The sequence below is a fragment of the Sphingomonas sp. 8AM genome (assembly GCF_902506455.1).
In the GTDB taxonomy this organism is placed as follows: domain Bacteria; phylum Pseudomonadota; class Alphaproteobacteria; order Sphingomonadales; family Sphingomonadaceae; genus Sphingomonas.
The window spans coordinates 2735043-2757342 of record NZ_LR733844.1 but is presented as its reverse complement, the minus strand read 5'-3'; the positions used below and the strand labels follow the sequence as shown (position 1 = coordinate 2757342).

General features: G+C 68.5%; 17 protein-coding genes. 13 read left to right on the top strand and 4 right to left on the bottom strand.

What is annotated here, in order from left to right; all coding sequences use genetic code 11:
* Positions 1-51 precede the first annotated feature (51 nt).
* Genes BACI71_RS13005 through BACI71_RS12995 form a run of 3 tightly spaced genes read left to right on the top strand, consistent with a single transcriptional unit; the run spans position 52 to position 4199 of the window.
* Positions 52-2295 (top strand): S9 family peptidase, encoded by a 2244-nt coding sequence (locus BACI71_RS13005; protein WP_159759267.1) that lies wholly within the window; start codon positions 52-54, stop codon positions 2293-2295.
* A 56-nt stretch (positions 2296-2351) separates the two neighbouring features.
* Positions 2352-3068, top strand: a complete 717-nt coding sequence (locus BACI71_RS13000; protein ID WP_159759265.1) for an MgtC/SapB family protein — start codon at positions 2352-2354, stop codon at positions 3066-3068.
* Between the two features lie 60 nt (positions 3069-3128).
* Positions 3129-4199 (top strand): aspartate-semialdehyde dehydrogenase, encoded by a 1071-nt coding sequence (locus tag BACI71_RS12995; protein WP_159759263.1) that lies wholly within the window; start codon positions 3129-3131, stop codon positions 4197-4199.
* Positions 4200-4333: 134 nt separating this feature from the next.
* Here the strand turns inward: BACI71_RS12995 and BACI71_RS12990 are convergent, their stop codons facing one another.
* The gene (locus tag BACI71_RS12990; protein ID WP_159759261.1) at positions 4334-4942 is read right to left on the bottom strand and encodes a YitT family protein; all 609 of its coding nucleotides are present in this window, start codon (positions 4940-4942) and stop codon (positions 4334-4336) included.
* Between the two features lie 82 nt (positions 4943-5024).
* On the opposite strand from BACI71_RS12990, the gene BACI71_RS12985 reads away from it, so the two are divergent.
* On the top strand, positions 5025-5471 hold the full coding sequence (locus BACI71_RS12985) for a GFA family protein (RefSeq protein WP_159759259.1): 447 nt from the start codon (positions 5025-5027) through the stop codon (positions 5469-5471).
* The gene (locus BACI71_RS12980) at positions 5452-6213 is read left to right on the top strand and encodes an alpha/beta fold hydrolase (RefSeq protein ID WP_159759257.1); all 762 of its coding nucleotides are present in this window, start codon (positions 5452-5454) and stop codon (positions 6211-6213) included. Before BACI71_RS12985 ends, BACI71_RS12980 begins: the two co-directional genes overlap by 20 nt.
* A gap of 93 nt (positions 6214-6306) precedes the next feature.
* Here the strand turns inward: BACI71_RS12980 and BACI71_RS12975 are convergent, their stop codons facing one another.
* From BACI71_RS12975 to BACI71_RS12965, 3 genes are all read right to left on the bottom strand, one after another.
* Positions 6307-6789: a hypothetical protein gene (locus tag BACI71_RS12975; protein WP_159759255.1), complete on the bottom strand. Its 483-nt coding sequence runs from the start codon at positions 6787-6789 to the stop codon at positions 6307-6309.
* A 65-nt stretch (positions 6790-6854) separates the two neighbouring features.
* Positions 6855-8285, bottom strand: a complete 1431-nt coding sequence (locus BACI71_RS12970) for an AMP nucleosidase (protein ID WP_159759253.1) — start codon at positions 8283-8285, stop codon at positions 6855-6857.
* 70 nt (positions 8286-8355) lie between these two features.
* Positions 8356-8835: a peroxiredoxin gene (locus BACI71_RS12965; protein ID WP_159759251.1), complete on the bottom strand. Its 480-nt coding sequence runs from the start codon at positions 8833-8835 to the stop codon at positions 8356-8358.
* A 96-nt stretch (positions 8836-8931) separates the two neighbouring features.
* Between BACI71_RS12965 and BACI71_RS12960 the strand changes: the two genes are divergently transcribed.
* The 8 genes from BACI71_RS12960 (at position 8932) to addA (ending at position 22273) form a co-directional block, all read left to right on the top strand.
* On the top strand, positions 8932-9492 hold the full coding sequence (locus tag BACI71_RS12960; RefSeq protein ID WP_159759249.1) for a YqgE/AlgH family protein: 561 nt from the start codon (positions 8932-8934) through the stop codon (positions 9490-9492).
* A 176-nt stretch (positions 9493-9668) separates the two neighbouring features.
* A complete protein-coding gene (ahcY, locus tag BACI71_RS12955) occupies positions 9669-11087 on the top strand; it encodes an adenosylhomocysteinase (RefSeq protein ID WP_159759247.1) in 1419 nt (472 codons plus the stop codon).
* A 133-nt stretch (positions 11088-11220) separates the two neighbouring features.
* Positions 11221-13557, top strand: a complete 2337-nt coding sequence (locus BACI71_RS12950) for a sensor histidine kinase (protein WP_159759245.1) — start codon at positions 11221-11223, stop codon at positions 13555-13557.
* Entirely contained in the window at positions 13554-14009 is a 456-nt protein-coding gene (gene tsaE, locus BACI71_RS12945; RefSeq protein ID WP_159759243.1) for a tRNA (adenosine(37)-N6)-threonylcarbamoyltransferase complex ATPase subunit type 1 TsaE, read from the top strand. The genes BACI71_RS12950 and tsaE overlap by 4 nt, the downstream gene beginning before the upstream one ends.
* On the top strand, positions 14006-14989 hold the full coding sequence (locus tag BACI71_RS12940; protein ID WP_201297476.1) for an aminoglycoside phosphotransferase family protein: 984 nt from the start codon (positions 14006-14008) through the stop codon (positions 14987-14989). Before tsaE ends, BACI71_RS12940 begins: the two co-directional genes overlap by 4 nt.
* Complete coding sequence (locus tag BACI71_RS12935) at positions 14986-15741, top strand: nucleotidyltransferase family protein (protein ID WP_159759239.1); 756 nt, start codon at positions 14986-14988, stop codon at positions 15739-15741. The genes BACI71_RS12940 and BACI71_RS12935 overlap by 4 nt, the downstream gene beginning before the upstream one ends.
* Complete coding sequence (gene addB / locus BACI71_RS12930; protein WP_159759237.1) at positions 15734-18709, top strand: double-strand break repair protein AddB; 2976 nt, start codon at positions 15734-15736, stop codon at positions 18707-18709. The genes BACI71_RS12935 and addB overlap by 8 nt, the downstream gene beginning before the upstream one ends.
* A 111-nt stretch (positions 18710-18820) precedes the next feature.
* Positions 18821-22273: a double-strand break repair helicase AddA gene (gene addA / locus BACI71_RS12925; RefSeq protein WP_159759235.1), complete on the top strand. Its 3453-nt coding sequence runs from the start codon at positions 18821-18823 to the stop codon at positions 22271-22273.
* The last annotated feature ends 27 nt before the right edge of the window (positions 22274-22300 follow it).

Here is a 22300-nt window from a genome sequence, read left to right as displayed (position 1 = left end):
GTCATCGCGCGGTGATCTTTGCCACCAGCGACCGGGTGACGGAGGGTCTGAATGCACAAGTGGTTTATCGTCGCCGCGCTGGCGACGACGGGGGTTGCGGCCGTGGCTGAGGCGCAAGTGGCAACGGCGCAGCCACAGGCACAGGCACCGGCCGCTGCGCCGCTGACGCTGGAGCGGGTGTTCGCCGCGCCCGATCTCGCCGGCCCGCAGCCGCGTGCGCTGAAACTCTCGCCAGACGGCACGTTGCTGACCTTCCTGCGCCCGCGCGCCGACGACAAGGACCGGCTCGACCTGTGGGCACGCGACACCAGCACCGGCGCGGAACGGATGCTCGTCGACAGCCTCAGGATCGGCACCGGCGCCGCCCTGTCCGAGGCCGAGAAGATGCAGCGCGAACGCGCGCGCATCGGCGCGCTCAAGGGCATCGTCGCCTATGACTGGGCAGCCGACGGGCGCAACCTGCTCGTGCCCGTGGACGGCAACCTCTATCTCGCCGGCACCGACGGGCAGGTCCGCCGGATCACCGACGTGCCCGGCGGCGTGCTCAACGCCAACGTCTCCCCGCGCGGCGGCTTCGTCAGCTATGTCCGCGACCAGAACGTCTGGGTCCAGCCGCTCGCCGGCGGCGCGGCGCGCGCGCTGACCAGCGAGGGCCGGGGCCTCGTTCACTTCGGCGAGGCGGAGTTCGTCGCGCAGGAGGAAATGCACCGCACCGACGGCTATTGGTGGAGCCCCGACGATCGCTACCTCGCGATCGAGCGGTTCGACGAGACGCCGGTCAAGGTCTTCACCCGCGCCGCGATCGGCGCGACGGGCACCAGCATCTACGAACAGCGCTATCCCGCCGCCGGCACACCCAACGTGCTGGTCGACCTGTACGTCATGCGCGCCGATGGCGCGGGGAAAGTAAAAGTCGACCTCGGCAGCGATCCCGACATCTATCTGGCACGGGTCGACTGGCTGCCGGACGGCTCGGCGTTGCTCGTCCAGCGCGAGAACCGCGCGCAGACCAGGCTCGACATGCTCCGCGTCGATCCCGCGACCGGCAAGGCGACGGTGCTCTTTACCGAAGCCGCGCGCGCGAAAAGCTGGATCAACCTGTCCGACAGTTACCGGGTTATGGAGGACGGCAGCCTGTTATGGCGCTCCGAGCGCAACGGGTTCGCGCACCTCTGGCGCCTGAAGGACGGGCGCTGGACGCAAATGACCAAGGGCGACTGGGTCGTGACCGGGCTGGTCGCGGTCGACGAGCCAAAGGCGCGCGTCTATTTTCTCGGGACCAGGGACGATGTCCTCGAACAGCATCTCTACGCACTCGACCTGAAGCGCGGCGCCATCACGCGATTGACCGAGCGCGGCTGGAACAACAGCGTCACTGCCGACGGCGCGGCGCAGCGTTTCCTCGTCACGCGCTCCAATCCCGATCAGCCACCGCAGACCTATCTCGCCGATGCCGCCGGCAAGCGCCTGTCGTGGATCAACGAGAACCGCGTCGAGGGCGCGCATCCCTACGCTCCCTATCTGGCCAGCCATCGCCCCGTGCAGTTCGGCACGATCAAGGCCGCGGACGGCCGCACCGATCTCCACTGGCAGATGGTCACGCCGCGGCTGGAGCCGGGCAAACGCTATCCGGTGTTCTTCCAGCATTATGGCGGGCCGGGCTCGCAAGGTGTGGTACGTAACTGGAAGAACCCGCTGATTCAGTATCTTGTCGGCAAGGGCTGGATCTATTTCGAGGTCGACAATCGCGGCTCCCCCAATCGCGGCGTCGCGTTCGAGAGCGCGATCTGGCACGCGATGGGCACCGTCGAGGTCGCGGACCAGCGCAAGGGCGCAAATTACCTCAAGACGCTCGCCTTCGTCGATCCGGGGCGGATCGCCACCTATGGCTGGTCCTATGGCGGGTATATGTCGCTCAAGATGATCGAGGCCGATCAGGGTGTCTATGCCGCTGCGATTTCGGGCGCGCCGGTCAGCGACTGGCACCTCTACGACACGCATTATACCGAGCGTTACATGGGCGACCCGCGTGTCGACGGCGTGGCCTATGACGCGTCGCGCGCGGTGATTGATGCGAAGAAGATCACCACGCCGCTGCTGCTGATGCACGGCATGGCGGACGACAACGTCTTCCTCGACAATACGACCAAGGTTGCGGCCGAATTGCAGGCGGCGGATATGCCGTTCGACATGATGCTGTACCCCGGCAAGACGCATTCGGCGGTGCGCGACATCCACGTCTGGACGACGATAGAACGCTTCCTCGATCGCACCGTGCGCAACAAGCCGGAATGACAAGGTCGCTGCAACGGTGTCATTCCGGCGTCGTCGACCTCCGCTAACGCCCGGCCATGCGCTTCCTGACCTTGTTTCATTTGTGGCCGTTCCTCGACACGGCCATCAGTTACCTGACGGCCTTCGTCCTCGGCACCGCAATCGGGGCGGAGCGGCAATACCGGCAGCGGACCGCGGGCCTGCGTACGAATGCACTGGTGGCGATCGGCGCGGCGGCGTTCGTCGACCTCGGTCAACGATTGGGTGGCGACGTCGAGTCGATCCGGGTCATCTCCTATGTCGTTTCGGGGATCGGCTTCCTCGGCGCCGGCGTCATCATGAAAGAGGGGATGAACGTTCGCGGCCTCAATACCGCCGCGACCCTGTGGTGTTCGGCCGCCGTCGGTGCGATCGCCGGATCGGACATGGTGGCAGAGGCGATGTTGCTGACCGGCGTGGTGCTGTTCGCCAACACCGCGCTTCGCCCCCTGGTCGACGCGATCAACCGTATTCCGTTTGCGGGCGGCGCGGTGGAGGCGACCTATAGCGTCACGATCACGGTGGCGGTCGAGGAGGCGGGGCCGCTCGGCGATCTGCTGGTGGAACATCTCGAGAATGCGCAGCTGCCGGTTGCCGACCTCGCGACGCAGGATCGTGGTGACGAGCGGGTCGCGCTGATCGCCACGCTGGTCGGCACGAATGTGGCCGATATCGAACTGGATACGCTTGTTGAGCACCTCGCGCGTGTTCATGGCATCGACCATGCTACGTGGCAGGTGAGTACGCACGATTAGGAAAGCGGATGGACTGCCCCGCGCAACGTCGATAGGGCGCTGCCATCAGCGGAGGTTTTGATGGGTTATCGGGTGGTGGTGGCGGGAGCCACGGGCAATGTCGGGCGCGAGATGGTCAACATCCTGGCCGAGCGGCAGTTTCCGGCGGACGAGATCGCGGTGCTCGCCTCGTCGCGTTCGGTCGGCGACCAGATCGAATATGGCGACACCGGCCGGATGCTGAAGGTCCAGAACATCGAGCATTTCGATCCCGCTGGCTGGGACATGGCGCTGTTCGCGATCGGCAGCGAGGCGACCGCCGTCTATGCGCCGAAGTTCGCCGCGGCGGGCTGCACGGTGATCGACAATTCGTCGCTGTACCGCATGGACCCGGACGTGCCGCTGATCGTGCCGGAGGTGAATGCCGCCGCGATCGACGGCTACAAGCGCAAGAACATCATCGCCAACCCGAATTGCTCGACCGCGCAGATGGTCGTCGCGCTCAAGCCACTGCATGACGCGGCGAAGATCAAGCGCGTCGTGGTCGCGACCTATCAGTCGGTGTCCGGCGCGGGCAAGGTCGGCATGGACGAGCTGTTCGAGCAGAGCCGTAACATCTTCGTCGGCGATCCCGCCGAGGCGAAGAAGTTCACCAAGCAGATCGCGTTCAACGTCATTCCGCACATCGACAGCTTCCTCGACGACGGCTCGACCAAGGAAGAGTGGAAGATGGTCGTGGAGACCAAGAAGATCCTCGACCCGAAGATCAAGGTGACCGCCACCTGCGTGCGCGTGCCGGTGTTCGTCGGCCACTCCGAGGCGCTCAACATCGAGTTCGAGAACGAACTGTCGGCCGAGGATGCGCAGAACATCCTGCGCGAGGCGCCCGGCGTGATGCTCGTCGACAAGCGTGAGGACGGTGGCTACGTCACCCCGATCGAGAGCGCGGGCGACGACGCGACCTACGTCAGCCGCGTCCGCGAGGACCCCACGGTCGAGAACGGTCTGGCGCTGTGGTGCGTCAGCGACAATCTTCGCAAGGGTGCGGCGCTCAACGCGGTGCAGATCGCCGAACTGCTCGGCCGCCGGCATCTGAAGAAGGCGGACGAAACCGACGCCGACGATTTTCAGGCGGTGCTGACGGCAGAGTAATCGCTGCCCGTTCATTATCGCCCCAACCCGTCATTCCCGCGAAGGTCGGAATCCAGACGCGCAGGTCTTCGAAAGAGGCGAAACGTCAGAGGTTCTGGATCCCCGCCTCCGCGGGGATGACGGCTGTTGAGGGGTCAATATCCCCGATACCGCCCCGGCCGATGCCACGCGATCAATATCCCGCTGATCGCTGCCGAAGAAATCGCTGACCACCCGACCCGCTCCGGCGGCAGAAACGCCAGCGCAGTCAGCAGGATCAGCGCGTCGATCGCCATCTGCGTCCGCCCCGCGTTCCAGCCGCGCGTTTTCTGCAACCACAGGGTCACCACTCCGGTCCCGCCGATCCCGGCATGGTGCCGCGCCAGCGCCAGTGCGCCGAACCCGATCACCGAGCCGCCCGCCAGCGCCGCGAACGCCGGATCGATATGCGCGATCGTCAACCCGATCCGCGTCCACGTCCCCAGCGCCGCCACCCCGACGCCGACCAGCACGGTACGCAGCGTGAACTGTCGCCCCATCGCCTTCCACGCCAGCCACATGAAGGGCAGGTTGATGAGCGTGAACAGCACGCCCGTCGGCAGCGGCACCGCATAGGAGATCAGCAGCGCGATCCCGGCGGTCCCGCCGGTTACCAGCCCGGCGGCATGGAGCAGCGCGAGCCCGAGCACGACGAGGATGCAGCCGAGCGTCAGCGCATAGGCGTCCTCGATCGCCGAATGGGGTAGGGGCTCGTCGCGATTCACCCCCGCTTCCTATCCGCGGCGGCGATGTGCTGCAATGCAGCATCGGTGGACGCGACCCGCTCGGCTGCGTAGAGCCGCGCGCATGAGCCGTATCATGACCGGTGGCTGCCAATGTGGCAGCGTGCGCTACAGCGTCGTGGTAACCGACGACGACGCCTATCTGTGTCATTGCCGGATGTGCCAGCGGGCGACCGGCGGCGTCTTCGCCGCGCTCAAACAGGTGCCCCGCGCCGCCGTGACATGGACGACCCGCGACCCCGATCGTCATGCTTCGTCCGAGATCGCGCAGCGCGGCTTCTGCGCCGAATGCGGCACGCCGCTGACCTACGAGGGCAACGCGTCCGACAATATGGACCTGACCGTCGGAAGCTTCGATGACGCGCACCGGTTGCAACCGGTCGGCCATTTCGGCGTCGAGAGCCGTCACCAGGCCTGGAAAGAGCCGCTATTTTTGCCCGAAAAGCGGACCCGGGACCTCCCGAACATCGTCAGCCAATGGATGGAAACGCGTGGCCATGTCCCCGACTGAAACCCGGTATTTCGACAGTTTCGATGGCCAGCGGATCGCGTGGCGCGAGATCGGCGAGGGGCGTCCCGTGGTGCTGATCCACGGCTTCTTCTCGGATGCGCAGACCAACTGGTTGAAATACGGCCATGCCGCGGCGGTGGCAGCGTCGGGTTTTCGCGTAATCATGCCCGATCTTCGCGCCCATGGCGCCAGCGCCCGCCCGCACGATGCCGCCGCCTATCCGCCCGACGCTTTGGCGCGCGATGGCCATGCCCTGATCGCGCATCTCGGGCTAAGTGACTATGATCTTGGAGGTTATTCGCTGGGCGCGCGCACGACGGTGCGGATGCTCGCGACCGGCGCGACGCCGCGGCGCGTGGTGATCGCCGGCATGGGCCTCGACGGTATCACCCGCGCTGATCGCCGCGCGGGCCATTTCCGCAACATCCTGACCAACCTCGGCAAACACGAGCGCGGCAGCCCCGAATGGCTGGCCGAGGCGTTCCTCAAGACCACCGGCGGCGATCCGGTTGCGCTGCTGGGGATCATCGACACGTTCGTCGGCACCGCGGCCACGGAACTCGACACAATCGTCCAGCCGGTACTGGTGGTTAGCGGCAAGGACGACGACGACAACGGATCCGCCCCGGTGCTCGCCGACGCGCTGCCGCAGGCGCGTTACGTCGAAGTGCCGGGCAACCACATGAGCGCGGTGACCAAGCCGGAGCTGGGTCAGGCGATCGCCAGCTTTCTCGCCGGATAACAACGTCATCCCGGACCTGATCCGGGCTCCCGCTTCGTCTCCTTCCGGAAGGAAGCGTGTCCCCGGGGACACACCCCGGGGACACGGAGCGGCTCACGCCTTCTCGGGGATCGTATTCTCGTCGGCGATCCCGGCCTCGAACGACTTGGATGAATCCTTGCCATCCGGCTGATGCGCCTTGGCTTTCTTGGGCGCGTCGGGTGCCGGAAGCCGCGGCGACTTGGGCGTCGAACTGCGCAGCGTCAGCAAGGCCGCCGTCGCCGCTGCGCCGATCGCCGCGACGCCGCCCGCGATCGCCGCCGCGCCCCATTTGCCCCCGACCTTCTCGATCGCCGCCTCACCGCGCGACGCCGGCTTGCGGGCCGCCGCCGCCCGTGACTTCGCGGGAGTCGCGCGCGTGCGCTTGGCGGCAGGCTTCTTGGCGGGCGCTGCGCCGTCATCCGCCTTGGCCGTCTTCGCCTTGGTCGCGCGCGGCGCGGCAGCCTTTGGCGCGGCGGCCTTGCGCGGCGCGCGGCGTCGCGGGGTGGCGGGCTTCGACGCCGCCGGGGTCGGCGTATCGCTGCTGTCATCGGCCATGATCTGCTCCCGTATCAGTGGTTTCGGGAGCGCAACGCACGGACGGCGTGGTGTTTCCGAGTCGATCAGCGGAACGGCGGCTCGTTGAAGGCGCGCAGCTTGCGGCTGTGCAGCTTCGCACCCTCGCGACGCAGCTCCTCGCAGGTCTCGATCCCGATCCGCATATGCTCGCTGATCGCGCGTTCGTAGAAGCGGTTGGCCTGTCCGGGCAGCTTCAGCTCGCCGTGCAGCGGCTTGTCCGAGACGCACAGCAACGTCCCGTACGGCACGCGGAACCGATAGCCCTGCGCCGCGATCGTCGCTGATTCCATGTCGATCGCCACCGCCCGGCTCAGCGAGAAACGCAGCGCGGATCGCGCGTAGCGCAGTTCCCAGTTGCGATCGTCGGTGGTGACGATCGTACCGGTGCGCAATCGCCGCTTCAGTTCGTCACCCGATTGCCCCGACACCGTCTCGGCAGCGCGCGCCAGCGCCTGCTGCACCTCGGCAATCGCGGGCACCGGGATTTCGGGCGGCAGCATGTCGTCGAGGACATGGTCGTCGCGCAAGTAAGCGTGGGCGAGCACATAATCGCCGATCCGCTGCGAGGGTCGCAGCCCGCCACAATGCCCGATCATCAGCCACGCCTCGGGACGCATCACCGCCAAATGGTCGCAGATCGTCTTGGCGTTCGATGGGCCGACGCCGATGTTGACGAGCGTGATCCCGGTGCGATCGTCGGCCATCAGGTGATAGGCGGGCATCTGCAACCGCCGCCACGCGCTGTCGTCGAGGGCCGCCGGATCGTCGCCCGCCGTGAACAGCACGCCGCCCGGTCCCGACAGCGCGCTGAAGCGGCCGCCGTCGGTCACCTGCTGCGCGCCCCAGCGAACGAACTCGTCGACATAGCGATGATAGTTGGTGAACAGCACGTAGCGCTGGACATGTTCGGGCGGCGTACCCGTATAATGCCGCAGCCGCGCGAGACTGAAGTCGGTGCGCAGCCCGTCGAACAACGCCAGCGGACGCGTGCCGTCGATCGACGCCCACAGGCCGTCCGCGATCTCGTCGCCGATGAATGCCAGTTCGGTGGTCGGAAAATACCGGGCCAGTTCGGCGGCCGAGGTCGCGTCGAGGCTCAGCGCGTGGTTGGCATCGATGACGTACGGATAGGGGATTTCCTGCGTTCCCGGCACCGCGTCGACCGTGACGTCATAATCCTCGATCAACAGCGTCAACTGCTCGACCAGATAGTCGGCGAACACCGCCGGCTTGGTGACGCTGATGCGGTACTCGCCGGGGCTGACCAGCCGCCCGAACGAGCGCATCGGAGTTGGCCGCCCGTCGCCACCGGCGAAGCGCAAACGGATTTCGGGATAGGCGAACGCGCCATCGTTGCGGGCTGCGCGATCCGGCACGGAGCCATCGGCGATATAGGTGGTGATCGCTGCCTTCAGTCGATCGACGGAGGCGGTGTAGAGCCGGTCGAGTTCCCGGACGAGGTCGTTGGCTGTCATGTCGGACGGTTACATAGTCCGTATGACCGCGGCAAGTCGCCCCGCCGACAAACGGCGGGGCGACCGTGACTTACAGCGTTTCGAGCAGGTGGTCGGCGGAGCTGACCCGGAACTCGCCGGGCGCCTCCACATGCAGCGACTCGACCGTGCCGTCGTTGACGACCATCGCATAACGCTGGCTGCGGCGGCCCATGCCGAACCTGGTGCCATCCATGTCGAGCCCCAAAGCGGTCGCGAAATCGGCGTTGCCGTCCGCCAGCATCGTCACGTCCTGCGCATCGTTGGCCTTGGCCCATGCCTCGAGCACAAATGGATCGTTGACCGCGGTGCAGGCGATCTCGTCGATGCCCTTCGCCTTCAACGCCTCGGCCTTTTCGACGAAGCCGGGCAGATGCTTGGCGGAGCAGGTCGGCGTGTAGGCGCCCGGCACCGCGAACAGCGCGACGCGGCGGCCCTTGAAGTAAGCGCCGGTGTCGACCGGCTCGCGCCCGTCCGCGGTGAGCCTCGTCAGTTGCACGGAAGGAAGGGGATCGCCGACGGCAATGGCCATAAAGGTAACTCCGGTTAGGGTGTATGCCAGCGATGGCGAGTGCGCGAGGCGATTTCAAGCTTTGGCAAGCGCGCTCCGAGCGCCTAGATCACGGGCATGGAGCAAGCGACCTTTCTCACCGGCCAGTTCCTGCTCGCGATGCCGGGCATCGGGGATGCGCGGTTCGACCATTCGGTGATCGCGATGTGCAGCCATGACGAGCAGGGCGCACTGGGCATCGGCGTCGGCGCGGTGGTCAACGGTTTGGGACTGCACGAGGTGCTGGAGCAACTGGAGATCGCGCCCGGCGTCGCGCCCGATGCGCCGGTGCATTTCGGTGGTCCCGTGGAGCCGCGGCGCGGCTTCGTACTGCACTCGGACGATTGGGGCGGTCAGGACACGCTGGATGTCGCCGGGCGCTGGCGGCTGTCGGGAACGCTCGACGTGCTTCGCGCAATCGCGGCCGGCACCGGGCCGGCGCAATGGCTGGTCGCGCTTGGCTATGCCGGATGGGGACCGGGGCAGCTGGAGGCGGAGCTGACGCGTCACGGCTGGCTCAACGTCGAGGACGACACCGACCTGCTGTTCGCGACCGCGGTCGACGAACGCTGGACGCGCGGCTTTGTCACGGCGGGCGTCGACCCGCGCCTGCTGTCGAACCAGAGCGGACATAGCTGACCTGCCGAACAAGCCGATCAGAGCGGGCCAGATTGCACAGGACGAAGGCCGCCTGTCAGATCACATATAAAGATACCTTTATATTTGATCCGCGCGGTCATCGCGGCTAAGGCACGGGGATGCCGATCGGTGTGGGCGCATGCCTTGGTCGGCCTCATCTGAGTGGAGACAACGCCGTGGCAACCGCCCCCGTGCTCGAGAACAACGACTACGTCATCAAGGACATCGGCCTCGCCGCCTTCGGCCGCGCCGAGATCAACATCGCCGAGACCGAGATGCCTGGCCTGATGGCATTGCGCGACGAATATGGCGCGTCGCAGCCGCTGAAGGGCGCGCGCATCACCGGCTCGCTGCACATGACGATCCAGACCGCGGTCCTGATCGAGACGCTGACGGCGCTGGGCGCCGACGTGCGCTGGGCGACCTGCAACATCTTCTCGACGCAGGACCATGCCGCCGCTGCGATCGCGGCCGCCGGCATCCCGGTGTTCGCGGTGAAGGGCGAAACGCTCGCCGATTACTGGGACTATGTCGGCTCGATCTTCGACTGGGACCACGGCAACGGCCAGACCGCCAACATCATTCTCGACGACGGCGGCGACGCGACGATGTTCGCGCTGTGGGGCGCGAAGCTCGAGGCGGGCGCGACGTTTGGCGAGCCCGAGAATGACGAGGAAGTCGAGTTCCAGCGATCGGTGAAGGCGTTCATTGCCAAGAAGCCGGGCTATCTGACCGAGACGGTCAAGAACCTGAAGGGCGTGTCGGAAGAGACCACCACCGGCGTCCACCGCTTGTACGAGATCGCGAAGAAGGGCGAGCTGCCGTTCCCGGCGATCAACGTCAACGACTCGGTCACCAAGTCGAAGTTCGACAACCTGTACGGCTGCAAGGAATCGCTGGTCGACGCGATCCGCCGCGCCACCGACGTGATGCTCGCCGGCAAGGTCGCCTGCGTTGCGGGCTTCGGCGACGTCGGCAAGGGCTCGGCGCAGTCGCTGCGTAACGGCGGCGCGCGCGTGCTCGTCACCGAAATCGATCCGATCTGCGCGTTGCAGGCGGCGATGGAGGGCTTCGAGGTCGTGACGATGGACGAGGCGGTGAAGCGCGCGGACATCTTCTGCACCGCCACGGGCAACGCCGACGTCATCACCGCCGATCACATGAAGGCGATGAAGCCGATGGCGATCGTGTGCAACATCGGCCACTTCGACAGCGAGATCCAGATCGCGGCACTCAGCAATTATGAGTGGAACGAAGTGAAGCCGGGCACCGACCTGGTGAAGTTCCCGGACGGCAAGCAGATCATCATCCTCGCCAAGGGGCGTCTGGTGAATCTGGGCTGCGCGACCGGTCACCCGTCGTTCGTGATGTCGGCGTCGTTCACCAACCAGACGCTGGCGCAGATCGAGCTGTGGACCAAGTCCGAGAACTACAAGAACGAAGTGTACGTGCTGCCGAAGCACCTCGACGAGAAGGTCGCGGCGCTGCACCTCGAAAAGCTCGGCGTCCAGCTCTCGAAGCTGACCCCGAAGCAGGCCGGTTACATCGGCGTGCCGGTCGAGGGGCCGTTCAAGCCGGATCACTATCGCTACTGATCGCACGATCAGCGATGGCGAACGAAGGGCGGGGCCGTTGGCCTCGCCCTTTTTCGTGCGCGGTGGCCACGCCGCTTGCCGGTAAGGGGCGCCCACCCTAGACAAGCCGCATGTCGCGGATCTCGCACGTTCTATGACGCCGTTCTCGCCGGGCATCGCGGTGGCGATCGGGGCCGTGGTGTTGCTGCTCGTGCTGGCGGGCGTCGTGCTGATCGCGACGGGGCTGCGCGCGCGCGCTGGCGCAGTCGAGGCGGTAAGCGAGCGTGAGACGATCGAGACGCTGCTGGCGGCCGCGCCGATGCAGCCGATGGTGGTGCTGCCCGACGGACGCGTCCAGATGTCACGGCGCGTCGCGGACTGGCTGGGGTTCAGCGACATTCCCGGCTATCTGCAGGAGGTCGAGGCGGCGAGCTGGGGACTGCACCCCAGCGAGGCACAGGCCTTGTCGCACGGCCTGTCGGCCTGCCAGCGGTCGGCGCGAAACTTCACGCACACGATCCATGCGCGTGACGGCGGGCGAACGTTGACCGTTCAGGGCGACCGGCGCGGCGATGCGGTGATGCTGTGGTTCTACGATTCAACCGCCAGCGAGGGAGAGATGCGTCGTCTGCGTGCCGACTTCGACGACCTTTCGGACGCGTTCGACGCGCTGACCGGGCTGGTGGAGGCTGCGCCATTGCCGATGTGGTACCGCGACGGCGATTTGCAGCTGGCGATGGTCAATTCGGCCTATGTCACGGCGGTGGAAGGCAGCGATGCCGCCGAGGTCGTCGGCCGCGGGCTCGAGCTGGTCGACGGGTCGGGGCAAGGTAGCCCGACCGCCGGCGCGGCGCTGGCGCGCGACGAGGCGCGGCCGCAGCAACGCGTACTGCCGGCGACAATCGGCGGCGCAAGGCGCTCGCTCCGCATCCACGACGTCCCGCTGCCGGTCGGCGGGGTAGCGGGCTACGCGATCGACATCGAGGAGCTGGAGCAGAGCCACGCGCGCGAACGGCGGTTTGCCGAGGCGCAGCGCGCGATGCTTGATCGGCTGTCGGCGGGCGTGGCGCAATTCGGCGGCGACCGGAGCCTGGTGTTCTGCAACCAGCCGTTCCGGCGCATGTTCGCGATGCGGCTGGAGTGGCTCGCCGATCGCCCCGAATTTGATCGCGTGCTCGAGCGGATGCGCGAAGCCAACCGCGTGCCCGAAGTTCGCGACTTTCCCGGCTGGAAGGCGGAGCGGCGCAGCTGGTTCGTCAATGCCGACACTGCGGCCGAGGAAAATTGGCACCTGCCGGGCGGCACGCATCTGCGCGTCGTCGCACAGCCGATCCCCGATGGCGGGTTGATGGTGTTCTTCGAGGATCGCACCGAACAGGTCCAGCTGGCCAGCGCCCGCGACACGTTGCTGCGCGTCCGTACCGCGACCTTCGACAATCTCTTCGAGGCGCTGGGCGTCTTCTCCGCGGACGGGCGGCTGCAACTCTGGAACAACCGTTTCCGGGCGCTGTGGGATCTCGACGAGGATTTCCTGACCGGCCACCCCCGCGTCGATGTGATCGCCGAGAAGGTGGCCGCGAAGCTGTCCAACCCGCGCCGCGCGCGCTCGATCGCGGAGCTGGTGCGCACTGCGACGATCGAGCGCCAGCAGCGCGCCGGCCATATCGCGCTGGCGGACGGGCGGCAGTTTGAATTTGCGGCGGTGCCGCTGCCCGACGGCAATGCGCTGTTCACGATGCTCGACATCAGCGACAGCCGCGCGATGGAACAGGCGCTGCGCGAGCGCAACGATGCGCTGGAAGCCGCCGACCAGGTGAAGACCGCATTCGTCGCCAACATGAGCTACGAACTGCGCACCCCGCTGACCTCGATCAGCGGCTTCGCGGAAATGCTGCACGGCGGCTATGCCGGTGACCTGTCCCCGGATGCGATCGCCTATCTCGACGCGATCCTTGATTCGGTCGACCGGCTCGGGCTGCTGATCGACGATGTGCTCGATCTGACCTCGACCGACAGCGGGGCGCGGCCGCTGGAGCGCGCCGACATCGACGTCGCGGCGGTGTCGCGGGCGGCGGTCGACGCGCTGCGTGCCACCGCGCGACGACACCACATCGACCTTGCGGTCGAGGTGCAGCGCTCGGCCGGCCGGCTGACCGGCGACGCGCGGCGCATCCGCGAGGTGGTCGAGCATCTGCTGCGTCGCGCGATCGGCACCGCACCGGAACATGGCAAGGTGGCGCTGGCTGTCGACGGCAACGCGCGCGGCGCGCGGATCGTGGTGACCGATAACGGACCGGGCATGACCGCCGAGCAGCTGACGCGCGCCTTCGATCGCTTCGCGGGCGAGGGAACGCCCGCGACCGGGGAGCGCGCGCTGGGTCTCGGCCTGCCGCTCGCGAAGCAGTTCGTCGAGGCGCATGGTGGCACAATCGCGCTGCAAAGCACGCCTGACGCGGGAACGACGGTCACCGTGGAGCTGCCGCGGCGATGAAGCGCGGCGCCGAATGGCTGGCAGACGTGACCGCGACGGCTGCGGCCGGCGCACGGCTGGCCGAGGTGCTGCGCGCGGGCGACGTCGTGACGCTGACCGGCGGTCTGGGTGCAGGCAAGACGAGTCTGGCGCGCGGGGTGCTCGCCGCGCTCGGGCTGGCCGAGGAGGCGCCGAGCCCGACCTTCGCGATCGTCCAGCCATATGAACCGCCCAACGTGCGGTTGCCGGTGCTTCACGTCGATCTTTATCGGCTCGAGGATCCGGCCGAAGTCGACGAACTGGGGCTGGAAGAGGCGCGGCTTGATGCGGCCTTGCTGGTCGAATGGCCTGAGCGGGCGGGCGCCGCGCGATGGCCGGACGCGCTGGCGCTCGACATCGCGTGGGCGCCGGATGGCGCGCGTCGCTTGACTTGGACGGCGCCCGCCGCTTGGGACGGGCGATGGCCACGATGACTCCGCCGGCGGATGCGCCGGCTTTTCTCGACGCACACGGATGGAGCGGCGCACACATTGAGCCGCTGGCCGGTGACGCCTCGTTCCGGCGCTATTTCCGCGTCCATGCCGGCGCTCGAAGCGCGATTCTCATGGACGCGCCACCGCCGCACGAGGATCCGCGCCCGTTTCTCGCCGTCGCGGCCTGGCTGGCCGAGCACGCTTTCGCCGCACCCGCGATCCATGCGGTCGATCTTCAGCGCGGCTTCGTGCTGCTGGAGGATTTCGGCGACGTGCGGCTACGCGAAACCGCCGACGCCGACGTCGGTTCGGCAATCGCGCTGTACGAGGCGGCGGTCGATCTATTGGTGGCGCTGCGTGCCAAACCGGCGGGACCGTGGCGCGCCTATGATCGCGCCGAGTTGCAGCGCGAGGCCGGATTGCTCGTCGAATGGTATTGCCCGGCATTCGGCGCCGAGGTCGATGGTGAGGGTTATCGCGCGGCATGGGACGCGGTGCTCCACCATGTCGAGGGTGTGGCGCCGGTCACGGTGCTGCGCGACTATCACGCCGAGAACCTGATGCTGGTCGGCGCGGAGCGGGCGCTCGGCCTGCTCGACTTTCAGGACGCGCTGGCCGGACATCCCGCCTATGATCTCGTGTCGCTGCTTCAGGACGCGCGCCGCGATGTCGATCCGACGATCGAGGAGGCGATGCTTGCACGGTATCGCACCGCGACCGGCGAGGGCGACGCGTTCCTGCGCGCCTATCACGTGCTCGGCGCGCAGCGTAACGCCAAGATCCTCGGCATCTTCGCGCGGCTGTGGAAGCGCGACGGCAAGCCGCGCTATGCGGCGCTGTGTCCGCGGGTCTGGGCGTATCTGGAACGCGATCTGACCGACCCGGCACTGGCGCCGGTCGCGCGCTGGTTCGACGATCATCTGCCGCCGGAATGGCGGGGCGATCCGCTGGTGCTCGCCGAGGCGCGAGGCCTCGCATGACGCGCCCGCACTACATCCGCCCCGACCCGGGGTCGCGCGTGCCACGTACCGCGATGGTCATGGCGGCCGGCGTAGGCAAACGGATGCGGCCACTGACCGCTACCCGTCCCAAGCCGCTGGTCGAGGTGCGTGGTCGCGCGCTTATCGATCATGTGTTCGACCGGCTCCGTGCTGCCGGAGTCGAGCGCGCGGTCGTCAACGTTCACTATCTCGCCGACGCACTGGAGGCGCATCTACGGCACCGGGTCCACGACATCGAGGTGATCGTGTCCGACGAGCGCGCACAATTGCTCGAAACCGGGGGCGGGATCGTGCGCGCGCTGCCGCTGTTGGGCGACGAGCCGTTCATCGTCGTCAATGGCGACAATCTCTGGCTCGACGGCCCGACCGACGCGATACGCCAGCTTGCCGATCGCTGGGACGATGCCGCCATGGACGCGCTGCTGCTGATGGTTCCTTATGCCCGCGCGCATAATCACAGCGGACAAGGAGATTTCCACCTCGCCCCCAGCGGGCGGATCAGCGGGCGGCGCAAGCCGGGCCGGGTCGCGCCGTTCGTGTTTACCGGCGTGCAGATCGTCTCGCCGCGGCTGATCCGCGACTGGCCGGAGGGCCCCTTCTCGACGAACCTGTTCTGGAACCGCGCGATCGAGGCGGGGCGTGCCTATGGCCTCGTGCATCAGGGCCTGTGGTCGGAGGTGAACGTGCCGGGCGCGATTGCGCGGACCGAGGCGCTGCTCGCGGATGGCTGACACCGCCCCGCCGGCCGAGCGGGGTCTGCGACTCTACACCATCCCCGCGCATCGCGCTTTCGCCGACGCGCTGGTTGCAGGCCTGTTGCGGCGGTTCGGCAGCGACCGGCTGGCGCTGGCGCGCGGGACGGTGCTGGTCCCGAACAATCGCGGCGGGCTGGCGGTGCGCGAGGCGTTCGTGCGCGCCAGCGGCGGCGCGCTGCTGTTGCCGCGGATCGTCGCCTTGAGCGGCGAGGAGCTGGATGCCGGGGTCGGCGCCACGCTCGACCCGGCCGACGCCACGCCGCCGCTGCCGCCGGCGATCGACCCGCTGCAACGCCGCATGATTCTGGCGCGGCTGGTCGAGGAGGAGCGCGCCGCGGCGGGACGCCCTGTCGATGCGGCGGAGGCGGTGCGGCTGGCGGGCGACCTTGCCGCGACGCTCGACCAGCTGATCGTCGAGGAGGTATCGCCGGCGCGGCTCGCCGCGCTCGATCCCGGCGAGGGGTTGTCGGATCATTGGGAAACCGCACTCCGGTTGTTCCGCCTCCTGCTCGATCGCTGGCCGGGCGAGCGCGACCGGCTGGGCGCCATCGACGGTGCCGAGCGCCGCATCCGGCTGCTTGACCAGCAGGCGGCGCGCTGGCGCGCGGCGCCACCCGGGCAGTTCGTTTGCGCCGCCGGGATCACCGATCCCGCGCCAGCCGTGGCGCGGCTGCTGCGCACGGTGGCGGAACTTTCGCAGGGGATGGTGGTGTTTGCGGATCTCGACCTGACCCTGCCAGACGCGGAATGGGCCGCGCTCGGTCCGCACGAACCCGACCCCGTCACCGGAGTACGCGCGCGATCGATAGAGGTGCATCCGCAATTCCACCTCAAGCTGCTGCTCGAGCGGATCGGGGCGGCGCGCGATGAAGTGTCGCGCTGGGCCGGTGGGAGCGAACATGACACAACGGCCGCGCGCGGGCGTGCGATCGCCAACGCGCTGGCGCCGGCGCGCTTCACTGCCAAATGGACGCAGCTCGACGCCGCCGATCGCCGCCTGACCGGGGTGACCGCCGTCGAACTCGCGACCCCGGCCGAGGAAGCGCAGGCGATCGCGCTCAAGCTGCGCGAGGCGGTCGAGACGCCGGGCATCACCGCGGCGCTGGTCACCCCCGACCGGATGCTTGCCCGGCGCGTGGCGGCGCATTGCCGGCGCTGGAACATCGAGGTGGACGACAGCGCCGGCCGCGCGCTGGCGACCCTGCCGCCGGGTACGCTGTTGACCGCGATCATCGAGGCGGCGGCGCAGGACTTTGCGCCGATGGCGTTGCTGACGCTGCTCAAGCATCCGCTGGTGCGGCTCGGGGACGGGCGCGGCGCGTGGCTCGACGGGGTGCGCCGCCTCGACCGCGCGTTGCGGGGCCCGCGCCCGGCGCCTGGGCTGGAGGGGATTGATCGTCACCTCGCCGCGGTGCCGGCCTTCGCGCCTGCCGCCGAGTGGTGGCGCGCGGCGCGCCCACTGCTCGACCCGGCCGCGCGTGGGTTCGGTACGGGAATGGCGACCTTGTCGAGTCTGGTCGCGTGCCTGCGCGAGGCGGCCGATCTGCTCGCCGGCGAAGAGGCGTGGCGTGGCCCGGCGGGACGGGCCGCTGCCGATCTGCTGACGGGGCTGGAGACGCAGGCGCCGTGCGGGCCGCAACAGATCGCACCGGCGGGTTTTGCGCCGTTGCTGCGGATGCTGATGGACGAGATCGCGATCCGGCTGCTGCCGCGCGAGCGCCACCCGCGGCTCGCCATCTACGGCTTGATGGAGGCGCGGCTGCAACGCGCCGATCTGATGATCCTGTCGGGGCTCAACGAAGGAACATGGCCGGGGCTGCCCGCGCCGGACCCATGGCTCGCGCCGCGCGTGCGCGCCGAACTGGGGCTGCCGGGCCTCGATCGCGGGATCGGGGTGGCGGCGCATGATTTCGGGCAGGCGCTCGGTGCCAGGCAGGTGGTGCTGACCCGTGCGCGGCGCGATGCGCGCTCGCCGGCACTCGCCTCGCGTTTCTGGCTGCGGCTGGAGGCGATGACCGGCGAGCGCTTCCCGGGCGACCAGACCCTGGCGATGTGGGCGCGCGCGCTCGACGGCACGCGCGTGCCGACGCCAGCCGACCGGCCCGCGCCGCTGCCACCGGCACGGCTGCGCCCACGCCAGATCTCGGTCACCGAGGTCGACCGGCTCAAGGCCGACCCGTTCGCCTTCTATGCGCGCCGCATCCTGAAGCTTTCGGCGCTCGACCCGGTCGATGCCGATCCCAGCGCGGCGTGGCGGGGCACCGCGGTCCATGCGGTACTGGAGGCGTGGGCGCGCGAGGACGGTTGCGATGCCGACAAGCTGCTGCCGCGCGCGCTGACCTTGCTGGCCGATCCCGCGACGCATCCGCTGCTCCGCGCGCTGTGGCAGCCGCGGCTGATCGCGGCGTTCGAGTGGGTGGCGGGCAAGACGCTCGCCGATCGCGCGGCCGGACGCAACGTGCTGGCGGTGGAAGGGCGCGGCACCACCGAGTTGTCGGGCATCGAGCTGACCGGGCGTTTCGACCGGATCGACCGGATGCCTGATGGCGGGCTGGGGATCGTCGACTACAAGACGGGCAAGGCGCCGTCGATCGCGGCGGTGCGTGGCGGGTTCAATTTGCAGCTCGGATTGCTCGGCGCGATCGCCGAGGCAGGCGGGTTCGGCAACGTGTCGGGGCAGGCGAGCGCGTTCGAATATTGGTCGCTCGCGAAGAAGGGCGACGCGTTCGGTTCGGTATCGAGCCCGGCGGACCCGGCGGGCAAGGGCGGGCGGATCATGACCGGCGACTTTGTTTGCGCCGCGTGCGACAGCTTTGCGGAGGCGGCGGCCCGCTGGTTGACGGGCGAGGAGCCGTTCACCGCCAAGCTCCACCCCGAATTCGCGCCCTTTGCGGAATACGACCAGTTGATGCGCCGTGATGAATGGTATGGCCGCGATGCGTAATCGTCATTTCGGCAACGGCGGACAGCGCGCAGCGCTGACCTGCGCGCTGAAATCGCAACGTTGGCGTGTCGCGCTTCCCGCCTGCGCGGGGATGACGGAGGAGGCCCAGGCATGACCCCCCGCGCGGTTACCCCGCTACCCCAGCTCAAGGATGCGCAGCTTCGCGCCAGCCGTCCCGAGGCGCATGTCTGGCTGTCCGCATCGGCGGGGACCGGCAAGACGCAGGTGCTCGCCGCGCGCGTGTTCCGCCTGTTGCTGCGCGACGTCGAGCCTGGCGCGATCCTGTGCCTGACCTTCACCAAGGCCGGCGCGGCGGAGATGGCGGCGCGTGTCAATCGGCAGCTCGCCGCCTGGGTCCGCATGCCGGACACCGAACTCGCTGCCGACCTCGCCGCGCTTGGCGAGCGGCCGACGCCGGCGCTGGTCGCCCGCGCCCGCACGCTGTTCGCGCGCGTCCTTGACGCGCCCGGCGGGGGTCTGCGCATCCAGACGATCCACGGTTTCTGCCAGGGTCTGCTTGCCGCCTTCCCGATCGAGGCCGGACTCGTTCCCGGTTTCCGGCCGATCGAGCCACGCGAGGAAGCGCTGCTCCGCCGGCAGGCGCTCTCCGATTTGCTGGTGCAGGCTGAACGCGAAGGCCGCACCCGCCCGGTCGAGACGATCGGCGCGCTGAGCGTCCGGCTCGGCGAGCAGGGGGCGGAGCAGTTCCTTGCCGATTGCGCGCGCGCAAACGACGCGCTGGAGGCGCTTCCCGCCGGAATCGCACCGTTCGTCCGCACGCAGCTCGGCCTGCCGCTCGGCGACGTCGCCGCGCACGTTCGTGACGCATGCGGCGACGATGCGATCGATCGAGCGACACTCGATACGCTCGCTGCGCTCAACCGCGGCTGGGGAACCAAGAGCGGGATCGATCGGGCCGAGGCAATCGGGGCATGGCTTGCCGTCGGCGTCGAGGAGCGCGCCGCGACACTCGACCACCTGCACGGCGTCTGGGCGAAGAAGGACGGCGATCCGCTGTCGTTCGGCAAGGGCCGCGCGCCGGCCGACCCCGACTACGCCGATCACGCGATGCGCATGCACGGCTGGTGCGGCGAGCTGCTGTCGCTGCGGGTGCGGGCGGCCTATGCCGACCGGCTCGGCGCAGCACTGGAGGTCGGGCGCGAGTATGCGCGTGGCTATGCCATCGCCAAGCGTCACAGCGGCGCGGTCGATTTCAACGACCTGATCGACGCTGCGGTCGCGCTGCTGCGGCAGGAAGGGATCGGCGAGTGGATTCGCTACAAGCTCGACCAGATTACCGAACATGTGCTGGTCGACGAGGCGCAGGACACCAATGTCGCGCAATGGACGATCATTCGCGCGCTGGTCGATGAATATTTCGTCGGACGCGGCGTCTATGCGCCGTCGGTACGGACCTTGTTTACAGTCGGCGATCTGAAGCAGGCGATCTTCGGCTTTCAGGGCACCGACCCGATCAACTTCCTCGCGGCCGAGCGCTATTTCGCCGATCGTGCGCGCGACGTGGCCGGCGACGACCTGATGCCCGATCACGAGCGCGGACTGCCCTTCGACCGGTTGTCGCTGACGGACTCGTTCCGCTCCACGGCGCCGGTGCTGGAGTTCGTCGATCAGGCGATTGCGACGGTCGGTGCAGCCGGGTTGGGTGCTGCCGAGGATATTCCGCCGCACGCCAGCCGCGTGACGGGTCCGGGCGCGGTCGTGCTCTGGCCGCCCGTTGCTGCGGGGGCCACGGACGCTGAGGACAGCGGCGAGGAAGGCTGGATCGACGATGCGGTCCGCGCCAACGCCACGCGAATTGCACAGGCGGTGAAGCGCTGGCTCGGTCCGCTGGAGGATGGCGGATTGCTGCTGGAGAGCAAGGGCCGCCGCCTGCGCCCGGAGGACGTGATGATCCTCGTCAAGCGCCGCGGCGAGCTGGCGCAATTGCTCGTCGCGCGGCTCTATGCCGAGGGCGTGCCGGTGGCGGGCGTCGACCGGCTGCGGCTTTCCGCGCCGCTGGCGGTGCAGGACCTGCTCGCCGCGGTGCGGTTCGTGCTCCAGCCCGACGACGATCTCAGCCTCGCCAGCCTGCTCGTCTCGCCGCTGATCGGCTGGACGCAGGACGAGCTGATGATGCGCGCGGTTGAGCGTCAGGGCTCGCTGTGGCGCCACCTGTCGCGGCATCATGCGGGGCATGTCGCGGAACTGGCCGCGCTCCTCGCCAGCGCCGATTACGACACGCCCTATCGATTCCTCGAACTGCTGTTGTCCGGATCGCTCGATGGCCGGCGCAAATTGCTGGCCCGGCTCGGCGAGGAGGCGCGTGACCCGATCGAGGAACTGCTCAACGCCGCGCTCGATTTCGAAACCGGGTCGACGCCGTCGCTGCAACGCTTCCTCGACTGGTTCGAGCGTGACGAGGTGGAGATCGTCCGCGACGCCGCTGCGCCGCTCGACGCGGTGCGGGTCATGACCGCGCACGGCGCGAAGGGCCTGCAGTCCCCGCTGGTCATTCTCGCCGACGCCACCGCGGACCCCGATGCCAGCCCGCGTTCGACGCTGATGTGGACGCCCGAGGGACTGGAGAAGCCGATCCCGGTTTTCCGCCCGCGTAGCGCCGAGCGCGCCGGGGCGATCGACACTGCGCTCGCGCAGGTCGAGGAACGCGAGCGGCAGGAGCATTGGCGGCTGTTCTATGTGGCGGCGACCCGCGCCGAGGAACGACTGGTGATCGCCGGGTCGCTCAGTGCCAAATGGCAGGGCGTGCCGCCGGACGCGAGCTGGTATGCCGCTGCCGCACGAACGCTCGATGCGCTGGGGATCGGCGGCGGCGAGGGCGAGCGCGTCTTCACCGGGCGTCGGCCGGCGCGTGCGGTGGCGACGAAGGGCGGGGCGGGGGCTAGCGACGATGTTGTGATCACGCTTCCGGACTGGGCGCGGCGCCCCGCGCTCGAGGACGCCAAGCCACCGCGTCCGCTGACTCCGTCGTCGATCGGTGACGACGCGGTCAGCGATGCGCCGCCCGCGCCCGCTGCCCGTGGGGCGGCCGAACGCGGTACGCTGATGCATGCCTTGTTCGAGCGACTTCCACCGCTCGCTCCGGCGGCGCGTGAGACGGCGGCGCTCCGCTGGCTCAGCGCGCGCGGGGTCGTCGATCCATCTGCCGTGATCGCGCCCGTCCTGGCGGTGCTCAACGACCCGGCCTATGCCGCATTGTTCGGCCCGGCCGCGCTTGCGGAAGCACCGGTCGCCGCGACGCTTCCAACCGGGCGCGTGATCTCTGGCACGATCGACCGGTTGCTGATCGGCGACGGCGTGGTTCGCGCGATCGACTACAAGACCGGGCGCGGCGTGCCCGACAGCGTCGAGGACGTACCCGATTATCACCTGCGACAGATGGCCGCCTATCACGCCGCGCTGGAGGTCATCTTTCCGGACACGCGCGTCGAGGTGGCGTTGCTCTACACCGCCGGGCCGCGGCTGATCGATCTGCCCGCCGCGTTGCTCGACCCCGTCAAGCGCCGCTTCTCGGGACCGGAGCAAAGCTTGGCCGCGGGTGGTTGAGCGCACACGCCCGACACCCTAGGTTCA